Annotated in this window: 15 protein-coding genes, 1 pseudogene and 1 riboswitch; of the genes and pseudogenes, 8 read left to right on the top strand and 8 right to left on the bottom strand. The window is 71.1% G+C overall.

Annotation, left to right across the window (positions count from 1 at the left end; all coding sequences use genetic code 11):
• The first annotated feature begins 151 nt into the window (after window positions 1-151).
• The 4 genes and pseudogenes from ABT254_RS29585 to ABT254_RS29570 form a co-directional block, all read left to right on the top strand.
• Window positions 152-934, top strand: coding sequence for a TIM barrel protein (locus ABT254_RS29585; protein WP_351476447.1), 783 nt, complete (start codon window positions 152-154; stop codon window positions 932-934).
• A gap of 96 nt (window positions 935-1,030) precedes the next feature.
• Complete coding sequence (locus ABT254_RS29580) at window positions 1,031-2,074, top strand: Gfo/Idh/MocA family oxidoreductase (RefSeq protein ID WP_351476444.1); 1,044 nt, start codon at window positions 1,031-1,033, stop codon at window positions 2,072-2,074.
• A 172-nt stretch (window positions 2,075-2,246) separates the two neighbouring features.
• Window positions 2,247-3,287, top strand: a complete 1,041-nt coding sequence (locus tag ABT254_RS29575) for a LacI family DNA-binding transcriptional regulator (protein WP_217236390.1) — start codon at window positions 2,247-2,249, stop codon at window positions 3,285-3,287.
• 648 nt (window positions 3,288-3,935) lie between these two features.
• A pseudogene (locus ABT254_RS29570) lies at window positions 3,936-4,637 on the top strand (IS701 family transposase); the annotation flags it as partial.
• A gap of 346 nt (window positions 4,638-4,983) precedes the next feature.
• Here the strand turns inward: ABT254_RS29570 and ABT254_RS29565 are convergent.
• The 3 genes from ABT254_RS29565 to ABT254_RS29555 all read right to left on the bottom strand — a co-directional run bounded on the left by ABT254_RS29565 (window position 4,984) and on the right by ABT254_RS29555 (window position 7,304).
• Window positions 4,984-6,162, bottom strand: coding sequence for an acyl-CoA dehydrogenase family protein (locus ABT254_RS29565; protein ID WP_351476440.1), 1,179 nt, complete (start codon window positions 6,160-6,162; stop codon window positions 4,984-4,986).
• Window positions 6,163-6,301: 139 nt separating this feature from the next.
• Window positions 6,302-7,057 (bottom strand): CbtA family protein, encoded by a 756-nt coding sequence (locus tag ABT254_RS29560; RefSeq protein ID WP_351476437.1) that lies wholly within the window; start codon window positions 7,055-7,057, stop codon window positions 6,302-6,304.
• A 25-nt stretch (window positions 7,058-7,082) separates the two neighbouring features.
• Window positions 7,083-7,304 (bottom strand): CbtB domain-containing protein, encoded by a 222-nt coding sequence (locus tag ABT254_RS29555; protein ID WP_115912179.1) that lies wholly within the window; start codon window positions 7,302-7,304, stop codon window positions 7,083-7,085.
• 2 nt (window positions 7,305-7,306) lie between these two features.
• Window positions 7,307-7,489, bottom strand: a riboswitch (cobalamin riboswitch).
• A gap of 100 nt (window positions 7,490-7,589) precedes the next feature.
• Here ABT254_RS29555 and ABT254_RS29550 point away from each other — a divergent pair.
• Window positions 7,590-8,162: a histidine phosphatase family protein gene (locus ABT254_RS29550; protein WP_351476433.1), complete on the top strand. Its 573-nt coding sequence runs from the start codon at window positions 7,590-7,592 to the stop codon at window positions 8,160-8,162.
• Window positions 8,163-8,165: 3 nt separating this feature from the next.
• On the opposite strand, the gene ABT254_RS29545 is transcribed toward ABT254_RS29550, so the two are convergent.
• Entirely contained in the window at window positions 8,166-8,537 is a 372-nt protein-coding gene (locus ABT254_RS29545; RefSeq protein ID WP_351476430.1) for a four-helix bundle copper-binding protein, read from the bottom strand.
• Between the two features lie 109 nt (window positions 8,538-8,646).
• Here ABT254_RS29545 and ABT254_RS29540 point away from each other — a divergent pair, with 109 nt between their 5' ends.
• Window positions 8,647-9,018 carry a DUF6479 family protein gene (locus tag ABT254_RS29540; RefSeq protein WP_351476427.1) on the top strand — a complete coding sequence of 124 codons (372 nt, stop codon included), beginning with the start codon at window positions 8,647-8,649 and terminating at the stop codon, window positions 9,016-9,018.
• 415 nt (window positions 9,019-9,433) lie between these two features.
• Entirely contained in the window at window positions 9,434-9,802 is a 369-nt protein-coding gene (locus tag ABT254_RS29535; protein WP_351476424.1) for a hypothetical protein, read from the top strand.
• A 270-nt stretch (window positions 9,803-10,072) separates the two neighbouring features.
• Here ABT254_RS29535 and ABT254_RS29530 read toward each other — a convergent pair whose 3' ends face one another.
• The 4 genes from ABT254_RS29530 to ABT254_RS29515 all read right to left on the bottom strand — a co-directional run bounded on the left by ABT254_RS29530 (window position 10,073) and on the right by ABT254_RS29515 (window position 17,014).
• Entirely contained in the window at window positions 10,073-11,383 is a 1,311-nt protein-coding gene (locus tag ABT254_RS29530) for a chloride channel protein (RefSeq protein ID WP_351476421.1), read from the bottom strand.
• A gap of 240 nt (window positions 11,384-11,623) precedes the next feature.
• A complete protein-coding gene (locus tag ABT254_RS29525; protein WP_351476418.1) occupies window positions 11,624-13,234 on the bottom strand; it encodes an MFS transporter in 1,611 nt (536 codons plus the stop codon).
• Window positions 13,235-13,393: 159 nt separating this feature from the next.
• Window positions 13,394-16,102 (bottom strand): pyruvate, phosphate dikinase, encoded by a 2,709-nt coding sequence (ppdK, locus tag ABT254_RS29520; RefSeq protein ID WP_351476415.1) that lies wholly within the window; start codon window positions 16,100-16,102, stop codon window positions 13,394-13,396.
• Between the two features lie 9 nt (window positions 16,103-16,111).
• Complete coding sequence (locus tag ABT254_RS29515) at window positions 16,112-17,014, bottom strand: universal stress protein (RefSeq protein WP_351476412.1); 903 nt, start codon at window positions 17,012-17,014, stop codon at window positions 16,112-16,114.
• Window positions 17,015-17,178: 164 nt separating this feature from the next.
• Here ABT254_RS29515 and ABT254_RS29510 point away from each other — a divergent pair, with 164 nt between their 5' ends.
• Complete coding sequence (locus tag ABT254_RS29510; protein WP_351476409.1) at window positions 17,179-18,009, top strand: universal stress protein; 831 nt, start codon at window positions 17,179-17,181, stop codon at window positions 18,007-18,009.
• Window positions 18,010-18,083 lie beyond the last annotated feature (74 nt).

Genomic DNA, 18,083 nt, shown 5'->3' with positions numbered 1-18,083 from the left:
CGCGGTGCTGACGGCTTCCGCGCGAGATTGCTAGAACGTTACAGGCTTCATGGCCACCGGACACTTGACAGCGGCTCATGGTGACTGGCGTACTGGTCAGAGTATATAGAACGTTCTAGTTCCCGGTCGTCCGGAGATGAGGAGAACCACGATGTACGCACTGGCGGTCTGTGCGGAGATGGTCTTCCGCGACCTTCCGATCGAGGAGCGGGCACGGCGTATCCACGAGGCCGGTTTCCAGGTCGAGATCTGGGACTGGACGAACCACGATCTCGATGCCCTCGCCCGCTCGTCCGCCGAGATCGTCTCGATGACGGGGTACGTGAGCGGCAGCCTCACCGAGGACGACGGCGCCGCCGAACTGCTGCGCACGGCCGAGGAGTCACTCAAGGCGGCCGAGCACCTGGGCTGCACTCGCCTGAACCTCCACGGAACCGGTCTGGACAGCCAGGGGCTGCCCGTGGTGCCGGTACCCGGGGAGCCCACCGGCGCGATGTGGATGGCCGCGCACCGCACACTCACCCGGATCGCCGAGCTCGGCGAGAACGCCGGGGTCATTTTCACCCTGGAGAATCTCAACACCGCCGTCGATCACCCCGGGGTGCCCTTCGCGAAGGCTGCCGACACCCTGGCGCTGGTTGCCGCCGTGAACCGGCCCGGTCTGCGCATGAACCTGGACCTGTACCACGCCCAGATCGGCGAGGGAAATCTGATCGAGCTGGTGCGCCGCGCCCACGGCGCGGGACTCATCGGTGAGATCCAGGTGGCGGACGTGCCGGGCCGCTGCGAACCCGGCACGGGAGAGATCAACTACCCGGCCGTCGCCCGCACCCTCGCAGACATCGGCTACGACGGCACCGTCGCCATGGAGGCATGGGCATCCAGCGACAGCGAGGCCGCTCTGGAACGCTTCCGGGCCGCCTTCACCGTCTGACAGGAACGACCGCGGGACATCTGCCCCGCCCTCGCGTCCGCGCACCACGGCAGCCGCCACCACCGAAGCCACGACGTAGATCACGGAGTATGTGCCATGACCTCCCCCCAGTCCCTCGCGGTCGGCCTCATCGGCGCCGGACGCATGGGCTCCTTCCACGCCGAGACCCTGGCCCGCCGCCTCCCCGGGGTACGGCTGGCCGCCATTGCCGATCCCGCACCCGGGGCCGCGAAGGCTCTGGCCGATCGTCTCGGCTGCCCCAAGACGTACACGGAGATCGGTGACCTGCTCGACGACCCCGAGATCGAGGCGGTCGTGATCGTCACGCCCGCCCGCACCCACGCCGGACTCATCGAGGCCGCAGCACGCGCCGGCAAGTCGGTCTTCTGCGAGAAGCCGATGGCCGTCACCCTCGACGAAGCCGACCGCGCCATCACCGCCGCACATGAGGCGGGCGTGGTGCTCCAGGTGGGCTTCAACCGCCGCTTCGACGTCGGCTTCCGCGCCGCCCACGAGAAGATCACCGCCGGTGACATCGGTACCCCGCAGCTGCTGCGTTCCCTCACCCGGGACCCCAACCTGCACGACCCGTCGCGCATCCCGCCATGGACGATCTTCCTGGAGACGCTCATCCACGACTTCGACGTCCTGCGCTACCTCAACCCCGGCTCAGAGCCCGTCGAGGTCTTCGCCATGGCCGACGCCCTGGTCCGGCCCGACTTCAAGGACCACGGACTGCTCGACACGGCCGTGGTGACGATCCGCTTCGACAACGGCGCCATCGCCACGGCGGAGGCCAACTTCCAGGCGGTGTACGGCTATGACGTCCGCGGTGAGGTCAAGGGCTCGACCGGCATGCTCACCCTGGGTGACCTGCGCAGCAGCCACCTCACGTCCTACGGTGCGGCCGGCGCTGCCGCCGAGTGCGTCAGCTACGACCAGGATCTCTTCCACGCGGCCTACGTTGCCGAACTGGCCGAGTTCACCGACAGCGTCCGGGACAAGCGTGCTCCGTCGGTGACCGGCGAGGACGCTCGGGCCGCGCTGGGCATCGCCCTCGCCTCGATCGGTTCGATCGCCACGGGCGGTGCGGTCAGCGTGGGTGACGTCAGGGAGAGCCCGGTGACAGTGCGGCCGTAGCACCGAGCACACGACGCCGACTCGGCGGCGCCTTCTCCAGCCCGAGCGGCCGCCGCCAGGGTCGTACCTCTCACGTCACCGTGCCGTTGCCGAGCCCCCTCCTGAAGCAACGCCCACATGGAACGTTCTACAATCGGTCCCCAGCAGACGAGACCGACCAGGAGAGGACAGGATGCCTGCGACCCCGGCGGTCCCGGACGGGAAGCGGCCGACGCTCGCCGACCTGGCGACGCGGGCAGGTGTGTCCACCGCGCTGGCCTCCATCGTGATGCGCGGGGCGAAGGGGGCCAGCGCCGCCACCCGCGAGCGTGTCCTGGAGGCCGCGCGGGAGATCGGCTACCGCCCGGACGCCCGGGCGAGACTGCTGCGCAGCCACCGCTCCCACCTGCTCGGCGTGCAGTTCGGCCTCCAGCATCCCTTCCACGCCGACCTGGTGGAGGGCATCTACGCCACCGCCGAACCAGCCGGATACCAGATCGCGCTGAGCGCCGTGACCGCCGAACGGGGTGAGCAGCGTGCCGTCGAAACCCTGCTCGACGACCGCTGCGAGGCGCTGATCCTGCTAGGCCCACAGGCCCCCGCCTCACGGCTGACGGAGCTCGCCGGGCAATTGCCGGTCGTCTCTGTGGCCCGCCACCTGCGGCCACCCGTCCCCGGCCTGGAGGTCGTACGGACCGCCGACGACAAGGGCGCCCGCCAGGCGGTCGACCACCTCGTGGCGCTGGGCCACCGCGCCATCGCCCACATCGACGGCGGCAAGGCACCCGGCGCAGCCGACCGGCGACGCGGCTACCGCACCGCCATGAGCCGCCACGGTCTCACCGAGCACATCCGCGTCGTGCCCGGGGGCCTCACCGAGGCAGAGGGCGCCGAGGCCGCCCAGGTTCTCGCCGCCTCCCACCCGCGCCCCACCGCGGTCCTCGCCTTCAACGACCGCTGCGCGACCGGTGTCCTCGATGTCTTCCTCCGCAGCGGCATTCCCGTCCCCGGCGCCATCTCCGTCGTCGGCTTCGACGACAGCCATCTGGCCCGCCTGGCCCATATCGACCTCACCACCGTCGGGCAGGACATTCCCCGCCTCGCCCACCTCGCCGTGGACCGGGCCATCGCACGCCTGGACGGTCGCGACACCGGTACCGGGGAACAGGTGGTGGCTCCACACCTCGTGGTCCGGGGGACGACGGCCCCGCCCTCTACCGCACCGGCCACCTGAGCGTCGTCTGGGCCAACCTCGCACCGCACACAGTCCCACGCGCCTCCAACTACCTGAGGAATGGGGTACAACGGCGAACTCGGCGACTTTCTCCGCTCCCGTCGCCCCCTCCTCACCCCGAACACCGCCGGACTGCCACCGGGCGCGGGGCGCGCCGGGTGCCCAAGCCGTGAGGAGGTCGCGCCCCTGGCGTGTGTCACCACCCACTACACCCGCCTGGAGCCGGGCCGCCACCCGCACCTCTCCGAAGCCGTCCCTCCGTCCCCCACGCCCTGCGTCTCGACGACGAACGCGGCTACCTCTTCGCCCTCACCCGCCCCGCGTCCCACCGCCCCGTAGCGCCGACGCACGCCCCGAGCGGAGCGGACCCGGTCCGCGGCCCGCCAGAGGCTGGAGTTCACCGCGCTTCGAGGCATTCCCGGTGACCAGGTGCGTGCTCGGCGGACGCGGCACGGAGCAAGAAATGCCCTACACAGTCATCACTTCCCTTTGCCAGGTTTGCCGAGGCGTGACAAAACGGCCTGCCGGACATGTCCACTGTCACCTCGCAGACACTCCCCACGTCGCCTTCCGGCTGGCCCAGTCGCACCTAGGGACTTTCGTTTGGATCACCGTGCGGACCAAAGGAAGATGCCTGCGATGTAGAGCGATTGCTATCTGCGGGGGCTGATGCTGGACGGCCGGCGCAAGTCGATCCAGCCGATGGCGCAGCGGCTGCCGGACGGGAACATGCAGGCCCTGGAGCAGTTCGTCAACCAGTCGCCGTGGCAGTGGACGCCGGTGCGGCGGCGGATCGCCGAGCGGCTGGTCCAGGTCGTCAAGCCCGAGGTGTGGGTCATCGACGACGTCGCGTTTCCCAAGTGCGGGCGGGCGTCGGTGGGGGTGGCCCGGCAGTACTGCGGGGCACTGGGGAAGCGGGCAACCCGCCAGGTCGCCGTCAGTGTGCATGCGGCCACGGATACCGCCTCCTGCCCACTGGAATGGGAATTGTTCCTACCCGAGGAATGGGCGCACGACACCCGGCGTCGCACGGCTGCGGGCGTGCCCGATGAGGTGGGGCATGTGCCCAAGCCCCGCCTGACCCTGGGGCTGCTGGAGAGGCTGGCGGGTTGGCTTCCGTCGGTGCCGGTGATTGTGGCCGACTGCGGCTACGGCCGCAGTGTCGGCTTCCGCCTGGCCCTGGAGGAACGCGGCTGGTCCTACATCGTCGCTGTCGAGCCCAAGGAGATCGCCCGCCCGGCCGGTGCCAAGCCGGAGCTGCCGCCCTACCAGGGATGGGGCCCGCCCACGTTGCCGCGCTATCGCGAGCCGGCCCGCCCCCTGCACCAACTGATCGATGCGCACACCCGCTTCGAGGACGTCACCTGACGAGAGGGCAGCAGGGCTCAGTCATCCACCGCCCTCGAGTCCGCGAACGGCATCTCCAAGATCCCCGCCAGAACGGCCGCTGCCGATGGTGTACGCCCACGGGCAACCTCGGACGCGGCGCCAGCGGAGAACTTCAGCCTGGCAGGCGGCAAGTTCTCGATCTTGAGTTGGAGCCGCCATCGCCGCGAAGTCGCAGTCGACGGCGTTTCCAGTGCTCGCGGCGAAGTGCCAACTGCCGCATCACGGCTCGGCCGTCATCCTGATCCCACAGAATCACGGTGCCAACTATCCTCGGTATGTGACAACTAACGTCTGTGGTCACAGCAGGCTAACGCCGCACCCTCGGCATCCCCAGACCGATCCACGAGATGATCTCCCGCTGGATCTCGTTGTTTCCGCCGCCGAAGGTGAAGATGACCGCCGAGCGGTAGCCGCGCTCCAGTTCGCCGTGGAGGACCGCGCCCGCGGAGCCCTCCTTCAGCGCGCCCGCCGCGCCGACGATCTCCATCAGCCAGGCGTAGGCGTCCCGGCGCGCCTCTGAGCCGTAGACCTTGACCGCGGAGGCGTCCTGGGGGGCGAGCGTGCCGTTCTGGACGGCGTGCACCATCCGCCAGTTGAGCAGCTTCATCGCATCGAGTTTGGTGTGGGTCTGGGCGAGGCGTCGGCGCACCCAGGGCAGGTCGACGACGCGGCGGCCGTCGGCCAGCTTGGTCTCCATGGCCCAGCGCTGGACGTCCTGCAGGGCGCGGATCGCCATGGTGCCGTGGGCGGCGAGGGTGACGCGCTCGTGGTTGAGCTGGTTGGTGATCAGCCGCCAGCCCTGGTTCTCGGCGCCGACGCGGCGGGAGACGGGGACGCGGATGTTCTCGTAGTAGCTGGCCGTGGTGTCGTGCGAGGCAAGGGTGTTGATGAGGGTGCAGGAGTAGCCGGGGTCGGTGGTGGGGACGAGGAGCATGGTGATGCCCTTGTGGGGCGGTGCCTCGGGGTCGGTGCGGGTGGCCAGCCACACCCAGTCCGCGGTGTCGCCGTTGGTGGTCCAGATCTTCTGGCCGTTGACGACGTACTCGTCGCCGTCCCGTACGGCGCGCGTCTTCAGGGACGCGAGATCGGTGCCCGCGTCGGGCTCGCTGTAGCCGATCGCGAAGTCGATCTCGCCGGCGAGGATCTTGGGCAGGAAGTACGCCTTCTGCTCCTCCGTGCCGAACTGCATGATCGTCGGCCCGACGGTGTTCAGCGCCATCAGCGGCAGTGGTACGCCGGCCTGGGCGGCCTCGTCGAAGAAGATGAACTGCTCCATCGCGGTCAGCCCGCGCCCGCCGTACTCCTTCGGCCAGCCCACGCCGAGCCAGCCGTCGGTGCCCAGGCGTCGGATGGTCTCGCGGTAGAAGCGTTTCTGGGCGGCCGGGTCGCCGTGCCGTGCGTAGGCGTTGTCCGGCACCAACTCGGCGAAGTACGAGCGCAGTTCGGTGCGCAGCCGCTGCTGCTCGGGCGTGTATTCGAGGTGCACGGCGCCTCCAGGCTTCCCAGGCCGGTCCTGACGGCGCACACCGTAGAACGTGTTCCAGAAATTGGGAATGGCGAGGGACAGGGAAAGGGCCCCCGGTCGTCGACCGGGGGCCCTTTGCCAAGTGAACCGGTGGAACGGGTCAATGGGCGACGGGAGTTGCCTTGGAAGCGCCGTTCGCCCGCGCCGGCTTCGGCGCGAGCACCCGCTCCGCCAGCACCCCGAAGACCAGCCCGAAGGAGGTCCACAAGGTCAACTGGACGGCCAGGGCCGCCAGTCGGAACTGCCAGAGCAGGGTGGCGGAGAAGTCCTTGGGGACCTCGTTGAAGGACGGCAGGAACGCGTACGCGAGCCCGATGGCGAGGACGAGGAACGCGCCCGCGGCGAGCGTGGCGTTCCAGTTGCCCAGGCGGGGCGCCAGGCGCTTGCCCAGGATGACGGCGGCCACGGCCAGCAGCACGCTGAGCACCACCATCAGGAAGTACAGCGTGGTGCGTTTGCCGATGGTGTCGGGGTCTCCGACGGACGGGGGGTTGGCCGGGTACTTCAGGAACGGCACGACGTACACGGTGATCAGGCCGGCGGCCGCCAGGAGCAGCGCGCTCGCGCGCGGCCCGAAGCGGCCGATGCGGCCGAGCGCGAAGCAGTACGCGAGGGCGGCGATGCCGCCGAACGCGACGCCGTAGACCAGGACACCGGTGGACAGGCCCGCGGTGGACTGCATCGTGCGGCTGACGGCTTCGACGCCGTGCTCGTGGGAGTGCGCCTCCTCGTAGGCGATGGCCGCATCCACGCGCGGTTCACCGAGGAAGTAGGCGACGACCAGGGCGAGCAGGCCCGCGGCGAGCCCCGCGAGCATGCCACGCACCAGGAGGTTGCGGACGGTTGCCGAGTTCATGAGCGGCTGTGCTTTCTCGCCGCCCTCAGTGGCAGGGGAAGCCGAGCAGGTGGCGGGCGTCGTGCACCCACTCGTGCACGTCGGATCCGTTCATCACGGAAGTGGCGCCCTGCTCGGCGCCGACGAAGTAGAGCAGAACCAGCATCAGGATGCCGAAGAAGACCGCCCAGGGGACGATCGCGCCGATCGGCAGCTTTGCCGGTACGGCGGTGGGGGTGGTGGTCGGCTGAGCGACAGACTGCGCCATGGCAGGCCCTCCTGGGGAACTCGCGTCCCGTCTCGGTGGTGCACGCGACGACGGGGCGGGTCTGACTCACCCGGTGCGCACCCAGGGTGCGTACCGGACTTACAGTGGCGCGACCGTGCCGGACTTCCACCGGCTTCCGCTGTGCCGTCGTCAATATCCACGAGAAGGTACCGCGAAGCAGAGGTGGGGCCAAGGGCGCACGGGGCGGCCGTGAGCGCCCCTGGTGAGCCGTTTTTCTCGTCAGGGCCAGGGATTTGAAGGGATGTCGAGGGCGGGGATGGACGTATGACGAGCCGAGTGATCTTGGTCTCACCTGCGATCACGGCGGCCCTCAGGGAGGCCCGCTTCGACGACGGCTGCCCGCTGGACGCCTCCGGGCTGCGGCAGGCACGGGCGGCCGCCGGCACGCTCCCGGCGGCGGAACGGGTCTGGGTCTCCCCCACCGTGCGCTGCCGCGAGACCGCGGGCGCCCTCGGCCTCGACGCCGTGGACGCGCCGGAGTTGGCGGCCCTGGATGCGGGCCGCTGGCGCGGTGCGACGCTGGCGGAGGTGAGCGAGCGCGAGCCGGAGGCGCTGGCCCGCTGGCTGTCGGACCCCGCGGCGGCGCCGCACGGCGGGGAGTCGGTGACGGCGCTGTGCGACCGGGTGGCGGGCTGGCTGGAGGCGGTCGCGCGGACACCGGGCCGGACGATCGCCGTTGTCGAACCCGAGGCCGTACGGGCCGCGGTGGTCCGGGCGCTCGGGGCGCCGGAGTCGGCGTTCTGGCGCGCGGACGTCCCGCCGCTGACGGCCGTCGGGCTCAGCGGCAGGGCGGGGCGCTGGAACGTGCGGCTCGGGCAGCCGGTCGGTGCGCCGTGAGCGTCAGTTCAGGGTGGCGAGGAATTCCGTGCACGCCTCGGCGCACTGCCGGCAGGCCTTCGCGCCGTCCTCGGCGCCCGGAAACCGGTCGAAGGCGTGCGCACCCTCCAGGCACACGGTGCGGCACCACTCCACCTGGATGCGGATGGCGGCCTCGTCCAGGCTGTTCTGCTCGGACAGCACACGGCAGGTCGCGTCGCACACCTCCGCGCACATGATGCCCTTGCGTCGTACGAGTTCCTGCTCCTCCGTGCCGTCCGGGTCCACGAGGCTCGCGCGCAGCGCACACGCGCGTGCGCACTCGGTGCACGCCTGCGCGCAGGCGAAGCGGTCCTCCAGGAACCGGAAGAGCTCCTGCTGGGTCGTCGAAGTCACACCTGGCGGGTTGCCGTCACCGACCCCCTCAAACACCGGTGACCGCGATCCCGTCGACTCGGGCCGGCCGGGCCGGTTCGCACCGGGTCCCATGGGTACCCGCGTGCCCATGAGCACCTCATGGATGGACATGGACATCGCCGCAGGCCGCGGCGCCCTGGGAATCGGCCTGGTCGTCGTGGGGGTGGCGGTCGTGGCCCTGCTGATCGGTGCCTTCTGGCTGGGCGCCCGCATCCGTCGCCGTGAACCCGCTCCGCCGCGCCCGGAGGATCAGCCGCAACTGCCGGACGACGGCCCGGTCCGCGAGGTACAGGAGAACCGTGAGCCCGCCGAGATACCCCGCAGCGAGCAGCGGCTGACCCCGCACGAGCTGCCCGGTCACGGCAATACGCCGAGCAGGACGAGTGGGTCGCAGCAGCGCAAGCGCTGGAGCGAGGGCAACAGCGGGGCGTTCGGGAGCGGCGGGCCGGGCAGCCGCTGACGCCGGGAGGACGTGAGAGTCAAGACCCACCCGCCCGCGGCACCCTGCCGCTGCCCGACTACGACGCCCTGCCGAGCGGCGGGCTCGGGAGCCGCGCAGGGTCCTGACCGCCGAGGAGGTCCAGGGCGCCCCTCACGTACCAGCACGCGGGCGGCGACCGGCTCCCGATCACACCGCGCTGCTGTTCGTCCGGCCTGGAACATGTGCACACGAGCGCGGAGCCGACATCGGGCGCCCCGAGCTCGCTGCGCCCCGAGCAGCACGGCCGCCACATCGGCCTACCGGTGTCACCCGCGACCTCCGCGCCACCCCTTCAGCCCACCACCGCACGGCACCCCCGACCGGATCACGGCAGCGTGGCCGAAGAGGCCGCAGGCCTCTCGCTGAATTCCTGCACAGACGAGGACTCGTCGCCATGATCTGTCGTCGCCACGTCGGCCGCGGGGCCGGAGCCGTCGTTCTCCTGCTCGCCGCAGCGGGCTGCTCGGACTCCGCCATGGGTCAGCTCGTCTACACGACACCCGCCAAGCGGAAGGTGGCGATCCAGAGCCCGGCAGTCGAGGCATGCCATCGTCTGCCGGGCGGCGCCTACAGCGTGGACAACTACACGCTCTACGACATCCGGCTCTACACCAACGCCGACTGCGTGCTGACACCAGCCGGTCAGGACCAGCGCGGTCAGATCGGCGGAGAGAGCTTCTACCTCGCGACACAGGCGTCTGTCGCCTTCACACCCGGCCAGTCCCCGTGGCTGAGCTACTACGTCATCCCCGGAACCAGCTGAGTCCACGGCCGGCACATCAGGAACATGATGTCGAGGATCCGGACGAGGCTGCGGTACCCCATGCGGGTCATCGAGTCGCGGGCACCTCCCGACGGCCCATGGTGTTTCGCGTCGGCCCGAGGGGGCGCGGCGGCTGCGACCCGGCGGCTCTGCTGACGGGCTGCGGGGCTCGGACGGCGCGTTCAGCCTCTGCACGCTCGTATACGTCGACGCCCTCGCGCGAGCCGGGCCGGCTCCGGCGATGTCCCGCAGGCATTCACCCAGCCTCGCTCACGATGGCTGCGACACGCCCGGACGAGGCGCTCGACCGGCCGGCGGCGCGCCGAACGCGGGGATGCTCGGCCCCTGCGGAAGCAGCTGAACCACGACGAAGGACACCACGGCGGCCAGCACCACCAGCGCCACCGTGTCCACGTTGCCCAGCAGGAGCACGACCAGGACCACGCTGCTCACGGGCACCCGCAGGGCCGCGGTCACCGACGCCGCCATCCCGACCGCCATCGCCGGCACCAGCCCCAGACCGGGCAGCGGCGCCAGCAGGACACCGGCTGCCCCGCCCAGGAACAGGGCGGGAAAGACGGGGCCACCGCGCAGGCTGCCCAGACAGAAGGTGTACGCGAGGGCCTTGAACACCAGCACCGCCACGAGGGCACCCACCGACCAGGCGTGCGGGTGCTGCGCCAGGCCGGCCAGGGCGGCCTCCCCCGACATGGCGGCGTCGGCCGGCGAACGGCCGGTGGCGACCGCGTAGAGGGTGATGGAGGCCGCCGCCCCCAGCGCGCACAGAATGGTGTTCCGCACCGTCCGGGTCGTCACGAAGCCGGCCACGAACCTGCCGCCCACGAACACCCAGTGGATGAGGAGGGCGAGGGCCGGCGCGATCAGCAGGACCCACAGGACGTCTGCCCAGTCGAGCGGCGGCGGCTTCGGCAGCCCGATGTCCAGGCTCCCGGTGTCCAGGCCGGTCCAGTGCACGAACCCGGTGAAAATCAGGTCCCCGACTCCGCTGGCCAGCAGGGCCGGGAGCATCACCGCGAACAGCTGCGGCCCGCCCATCCCGGCCACCTCCATCAGGAGTACGGCTCCCACCACCGGGTTTCCGAAGAGCGCCGAGATGGCCGCCGCGGCCCCGGCCGCGCCGAGCAACGCCGTGCTCGCCTCGGTCTGGGGCGCCCGGACCAGGCTCGCGAAGAGCAGCGCCAGACCGCCGCCCAGGGCGATCAGCGGCGCCTCCGGACCCAGTACGACCCCGAGCGGCAGACCGACCAGAGCGGCGACGAGGACACCGGGCAGCGCTTGTTTGGTGACCCCGCCGGCATGCAGACCGCCCGCCGGGATGTGCCCGCCCCGCCCGGGAAGCCGGGCGACCACCAGGCCTACGATCAAACCGGCCACCGCCATCAGGGGCAGCGCCCACCACCAGGGAGCCTGCTTCCAGCCCAGGTCCTTGGGCCAGTCGGTCCAGATCAGCTGCTCCAGCTGGTGGAGCGCGACGAGGAACCAGAAGGCGAGCAGTGCCACCGGAACACCGATCAACCCGCAGAACACCAGCGCCTTGCGGTATTCGGGGCGTCGCAGCATCTTCCGCAGCTGGTCGGCCTCAGGGGGCTGACTTCCCCGCGCGGACACGGCCGGTCCCGATCTCGTCCCGGTAATGGGGTCCTCCCGAGGTCAGGACACGACAGGTGATTCAACCCATAACGGGTCGATTTTATCCAGCCGCTTGTCCATTGCCCGTCGCCACGCTACCGGTGACCAGAAACGACTCGACTGAAGACACCCCAGGGGTGACGGACTCGGTGAACGTGCGTCCGCCGGGGGCTACGTCGAGCGGGGCTGAGTCGTCGGGATCCGGTGGGTGAAGAACATCGCGAGCAGCGAGGTGAGGGCGAGGATCGCGAGTGCGGCGCGCAGGCCGTCCAGCCGTGCGTCGGCGTTCGCGTCGAGCGCCGCCTGGGTCACCTTCGTGCTCGTGCCTGCCTCGTCGAGGGCGGCCTTGAGCTGAGCGTCCGACAGGAAGGGCACGCCGCTTTCGAGTTCGACGCTCGCCTCGCTCTTGACCTTGGCGGGGATCTCGGGGTTCTGCTCGATGTTGGCGAGGAACGAACTGGTCAGCGCGGCGATCAGGACCGATCCGGCCAGTGCCGTACCGATCGAGGAACCCAGGTTGGTGACCGCGTTCTGGACGCCGCCCACTTCCGCGCTCCGCTCGTCCGGCACCGCGGACACGGTGACCGAGCCGAGCTGGGACGCCAGCGCGCCCATGCCCAGCCCGATCAGCAGGAGGGGAATGGTGACGACTTCCGCACCGGCGTCGGCGTCGAGCGCGGCCATCAGGATCACCGCTCCCGCGAACAGCGAGAGGATCCCGAGCCTCACCACCCGCCGCGGCGAGACATCCGGGAGGAAACGCGGGATGAGGATCGCGGCGGCCAGCAGCGTCAGCGAGAGCGGCAGGATGCGGGCGCCGGTCTTGAGCGCGGACAGGCCGAGGGCGACCGACAGATACAGGGGTACGACGAAGAAAACCCCCATCTGCACGAGGTACTGGAAGAAGAACATCGTCAGTCCGCCGGTGAGTTGCCGGTTCTGAAGGAGGGCAGGGTCCACGAGAGGTTCCCTGCTCCGCTTCACAAGGCGAGCCTCCCAGCGGAGGAACAGCCAGATCAGGAACAGTCCCGCCAGCATCAGCCAGACGACCAGTGAGATCCCTAGCCAGGAGGGCGCGTCGGGCTTCGGCTGGAACCAGCCCCATTCGTCCGAGCGGAGTACGCCGTAGACGAAGACCCCGAGCCCGGCGGCGGACAGCGCAGTGCCGACGAGATCGATGCGGGAGTGGCTTTCGGCCGGTGCGTCGGCGATACGGCGGCCGAGGGCCAGGATGGCGAGAACGATCGCGACTTCACCGGCGAACACCCAGCGCCAGGAGAAATAGGTGGTCGCGACACCTCCGACGAGCGGACCGAGCGCGATCGCAACGGCTCCGGCGGCTGTGACCAATCCGTAGGCGGCGGGGCGGCGCTCGACGCCGAAGTTGCCGGCGACGAGCGCCACGATCGCGGGCAGGATCAGCGCCGCCCCGAGGCCTTCCAGGAGCGACCAGCCGAGCAGGAGGACCGGCAGGTTCGGGGCCAGGGCCGTGGTCAGGGATCCGCACCCGTAGACGGCACAGCCGATCATGAACGCGCGTTTGTGACCGATCAGCGCGCCGACCTTGCCGCCGGGGATCATGAACATCGCCATCACAAGGGTGTAGGCGGTGATCGCGCCCTGAACCCCGGTCACCGTCGTGCCGACGTCGTCGGCCACCGTTGCGATCGAGACGTTCATGACAGAACTGTCCAGGGCCATCAGGAACTGGCCGGACGCGAGTGTCAGCAGGACGAGCCGTGTGGCTGCCGGACTCTCTGGGCCGGTTTCCCGAGGTGCCATGCGCGTATGGTCTCAACGGCCGTGGCGATCGGCCGTCGACCCGCCAGGGAGGTCGACCGATTGGCGGCGCGTCGGCCGGACCTCGAGTGGGCGGTGTCGGCATGCGTCATGAGTTCCGCGGTGACGGCAGTAACCACCACGGGAGCCCCGGCGGATGCGTCACCGGCTGTCGCTGGTCCCGGTGGTGTCCATCAGGTACGCGCGGCCCGCCTCGAGCCGGGCCGCCGGGATCCGGAACGGCGAGCAGGAGACGTAGTCCAGGCCCGCGCGGTGGAAGAAGTGGATGGAGTCCGGGTCGCCGCCGTGTTCGCCGCACACGCCTGTCTCCAGGCGGGGGTTGACCGTGCGGCCCGCCTCGACGGCCAGCTCCACCAGCCGCCCGACGCCTTCTTGGTCGATCGAGTCGAACGGCGAAACGGCGAAGACACCCTTCTCCAGGTACAGCGGGAAGAACGACGCCTCCGCGTCGTCGCGGGACAGACCCCAGGTGGTCTGGGTGAGGTCGTTGGTGCCGAAGGAGAAGAAGTCGGCCGCCTCGGCGATGCGTCCGGCGGTGAGCGCGGCGCGCGGCAGCTCGATCATCGTGCCGATCGGGCAGTCGAGGGTCAGACCGGTCTCGCTCTCCACCTCGCCGAGCACCAGTTCCGCTTCGGAGCGGGCCAGCCTCAGTTCCTCGACCGTGCCGACCAGCGGGATCATGATCTCGGCGCGCGGGGTGCCGCCGTCGCGCAGCCGCTCGACCACGGCCTCGGCGATCGCCTGCACCTGCATGGCCATCAGGCCCGGCACGGCCAGGCCCAGGCGGACCCCGCGCAGGCCCAGCATCGGGTTCTGCTCGTGCATCCGCTCGACGGCGGCGAGCAGTTCCCGGTCGCGTGCGGCAGGGTGCTCGGTGCGGGCCAGGCGGACGGCCAGTTCGGTGCGGTCGGGCAGGAACTCGTGCAGCGGCGGATCGATCAGCCGTATCGTCACCGGCAGCCCGTCCATCGCCTCGAGGATGGCGGTGAAGTCGGCCCGTTGCAGCGGCAGCAGGGCGTCCAGGGCCCGTTCGCGTGCGAGGTCGTCACGGGCCAGGATCATCGCCTCGACCAGTTCCCTGCGCTCACCGAGGAACATGTGCTCGGTGCGGCACAGACCGATCCCCTGCGCGCCCAGCGCGCGGGCGCGGACGGCGTCCTCGGGTGTGTCGGCGTTGGCCCGCACCTGCAGACGGCGCCCCGAGTCGGCGCGGGCGAGAGCGCCCAGCACGGCCTCGGTGAGCGTATCCGTGGCGGTTCCGGTCTCCAGCGCGCGTCCGACGGGGGACGCGGTGAGCGGCAGGGCGCCGAGGTGCACGGTGCCCGCCGTGCCGTCGACGGAGACGACGTCGCCCTCGCGGACCACGGCTCCGGACGGAGCGGTGAACTGCCGTGCGAGCGGGTCCACGGCCAAGCCCTCCGCGCCGCACACGCACACCTTGCCCATGCCGCGCGCGACGACCGCGGCATGGCTGGTCTTGCCGCCCCGGCTGGTCAGGACGGCCTGCGCGGCGATCATGCCGGGCAGGTCGTCGGGGGTCGTCTCGCGGCGGACGAGGACCACCTGCTCGCCGGCCGCGGCACGCCGTACGGCCTCGGTGGAGTCGAACACGACGGCGCCCACCGCGGCGCCCGGCGAGGCGGGCACGCCGTGGGCGAGGGGCACGTCGGTGGTCTTCACGTCGAAGCGGGGAAACATCAGCCGGGTCAGCTCGGCGCCGTTCACACGGGCCAGCGCCTCGTCGGCGCTGATCGTCCCTTCCTCGCGCAGGTCGTGGGCGATGCGGAAGGCGGCCTCGGCGGTGCGCTTGCCCACCCTGGTCTGCAGGATCCACAGCTTGCCGCGTTCGACGGTGAACTCGACGTCGCACAGGTCGCGGTAGTGCTTCTCAAGGGTGCGCAGATGGTCGCCGAGCTCGACGTAGGCGCGGGGGTCGAGCGACCTGAGCTCGCTCAGGGGCAGGGCGTCGCGCACGCCCGCGACCACGTCCTCGCCCTGTGCGTCGGGCAGATAGTCGCCGTACATGCCGCGGTCTCCGGTGGCGGGGTCGCGGGTGAAGGCGACACCGGTGCCGGAGTCGTTGCCGAGGTTGCCGAAGACCATGGCCTGCACGTTGACGGCGGTGCCGAGGTCCTCCGGGATGTGTTCGCGGTGCCGGTAGACGTGGGCGCGTTCGGTGTTCCAGGAGTCGAGGACCGCGCGGACGGCACGGGCGAGCTGGTCGGCCGGGTCCTGCGGGAAGTCCTCGCCGGTCTCCTTGCGGATGATGGCCTTGAACTCCTCGGTGAGCGCCATGAGTTCGCCGACGTCGAGGTCGTGGTCGTCCGGCATGGGGGTCCCCCCGGTCGAGCGAAGTCGAGACTGGGGGAGCGCGGCGATGGCCTGCTCGAACAGGTCGCCGTCCACGCCCATCACGGTGTGCCCGAACATCTGGATGAGCCTGCGGTACGAGTCCCAGGCGAACCGCTCCTGCCCGGAGACCTTGGCGAGCCCGTTGACCGACCGGTCGTTGAGCCCGATGTCGAGGATGGTGTCCATCATGCCCGGCATGGAGAAGCGGGCGCCCGAGCGCACGGACACCAGCAGGGGGTCGTCGGGGGCGCCGAGGGTCCGTCCCATGGCCCGCTCCAGACCGGCGAGAGCCTGGGCCGCCTCGACGCCGAGTTCGGGCGGCTCCGCGCCCGTGGCCAGGTAGACCTTGCAGGCGTCGGTGGTGACGGTGAATCCGGGCGGGACGGGCAGGCCGATCCGGGTCATCTCGGCGAGTCCGGCACCTTTGCCGCCGAGCAGGCCGGCCATGTCGCGGCCGCCCTCGGCGAATTCGTACACGTACTTCGTCGGCTTGGTCATCGCGGCCTCTCAGTCATGGGGTACGACCGCCACGGGGCAGCCGACGTGGTGGATGGCGGCATGGGCGACCGGGCCGGTACGGGGCACGGTGGGCCGCCCGGTCCTGCGGCGGCCCACGACGAGCAGGCTCGCGCCGGACGCGGCCCGGACCAGCGCGGAGGCCGCGCGGCCCTCGGTCACGGTCTCGACGACCTCGACCCCGGGGTACTTCTCGCGCCACACCTGCAGCACGGCGGTCAGGAAGCCGAGCCACTCCTCGGCCCGGTCCGGACGTTTCACCAGGCCGATGTCCCCGGAGCCCAGGCCGATCGGTGAGGGCTGCTGCCAGGCGTGCACGGCCTTCAGCCGCGCACCCCGCAGCCGGGCCTCCTCGAAGGCGAACTCGATCACCTCGTCGCAGGGGCCGGCGAGGTCGATGCCGAGGACGACGTCCCGGTAGCCGGTGCGGGTGGACTCGGCGCCGTAGTCGTCCGGCAGATGCTCGTCGGCGGCCTCCTCGCCGGCCCGGACGAGGACGACGGGCCTGCCGGCCCCCGCCACCACACCCAGCGCAACCGATCCGACCAGGAACCCGGTGAAGCCGCTGAGACCACGCGAACCCACCACCAGCAGGTCGGCCTGCTCGGCCGCCTTCAGCAGGGCGGCGGTCGCGGGGCCCTCGACCTGCTCCTGGTCCAGCTTTACAGCGGGGCAGGTGCGTCGGATACGGTCCTCCGCCTGGCGCAGGGACCTCTGTGCGAGGTGGCGCTGTGCTGCGCCTGCGATCTCGCCGTCCCCCTGACGGGGATGCCAGTTCCAGGCGTGCACGAGCCGCAGCGGCCGGTCGCGGCGTACCGCCTCGCGGGCGGCCCACTCGGCGGCGGCGAGACTCTCGGCGGATCCGTCGACTCCGGCGATCACGGGCGGAAGCATGGTGCGCACCTCCTGCGCTCGGTCTGCTCCTCACGACCAGCTTCGTCCCGCGGCCTACCGGCGGGTATGGGCCGCCAGGTCTCCAAGCGGGTCCGTTCGGCCCCTGCTCACGACGGGGGCGGGCGGCGAGGGTGGAAGGACCCCGGCCCGGAAGGCGGCACACCATGCAACGAGTGATCATCGCCGGTGTCGACAGGTCGGCATGCAGCCGTGCCGCGGCCGAGTGGGCGACACGCGAGGCGCTGCTGCGGGAACTGCCCCTGCGGGTGGTGCACGTGGTGCCGCCGGCCCCCTTGGATCCGGTGGAGCAGTGGCCGTACCGTCCGGCGGCCGTGGCGGACCATGTGGTGGCCGAACTCGTCGAACGGCACCCGGCGTTGCGCGTGCGCGGCGCGAGTCACACCGGGATGCCGGCCCAGGTTCTGCGGGCGCTGGGCGAAGAGGCGGAGCTGGTGGTGCTCGGCCTGCGCGGCGAGGGCGGCCGGGTGGGCGGCACGGTGGGCGCCACCGCCGCGGCCCTGGCAGAAGGATCCGCCGGGCCGGTGGCCCTGGTGCCCGGCCCGCTCGTCGGCCAGGGTCCGCCGCGCCCGTCCGCCGACGTGGCCGTCGGCGTCGACGTCCGGGACCCGGTCGGCGGCGCGCTCGACTTCGCCTTCGAGGCGGCCCGGCTGCGCGGTGCACGTCTGCATGCGGTGTACGGGTGGAAGCTGCCCGCGTCCGCCGCCGCTTCGCCCTTCCCCGTCCTGGAGGAGGACCGCGCCACCTGGGAGGACCACGAGGTGCAGCTGCTGTCCGACGTGCTGCGGCCGTGGCGCAGGAAGTACCCCGACGTCGACGTCCTCGAGGACGTCATGCTGTTCCCCCCGGTGGAGGCCCTCGTCCACGCCTCGGAAGGTGCCGAACTGGTGGTGCTCGGGCGGCGTTCCGCCCGGGGTGCGACCCTCCGGGAGCTGCTGGAGCGCTCCCGTTGCCCGGTGGCCGTCGTCCCCGCATGATCAAGGGAGGGTCGGCCCCGGCGGTTGGGTCGTTCGGCCCCTGTGGGGCCGGATGGCGTCGGCGCAGGGTGAGG

Source organism: Streptomyces sp. NPDC001137 (assembly GCF_040298885.1).
Taxonomy (GTDB): domain Bacteria; phylum Actinomycetota; class Actinomycetes; order Streptomycetales; family Streptomycetaceae; genus Streptomyces.
Note: the sequence above shows the minus strand (reverse complement) of the source record. Positions and strands in the feature narration are given on the sequence as shown.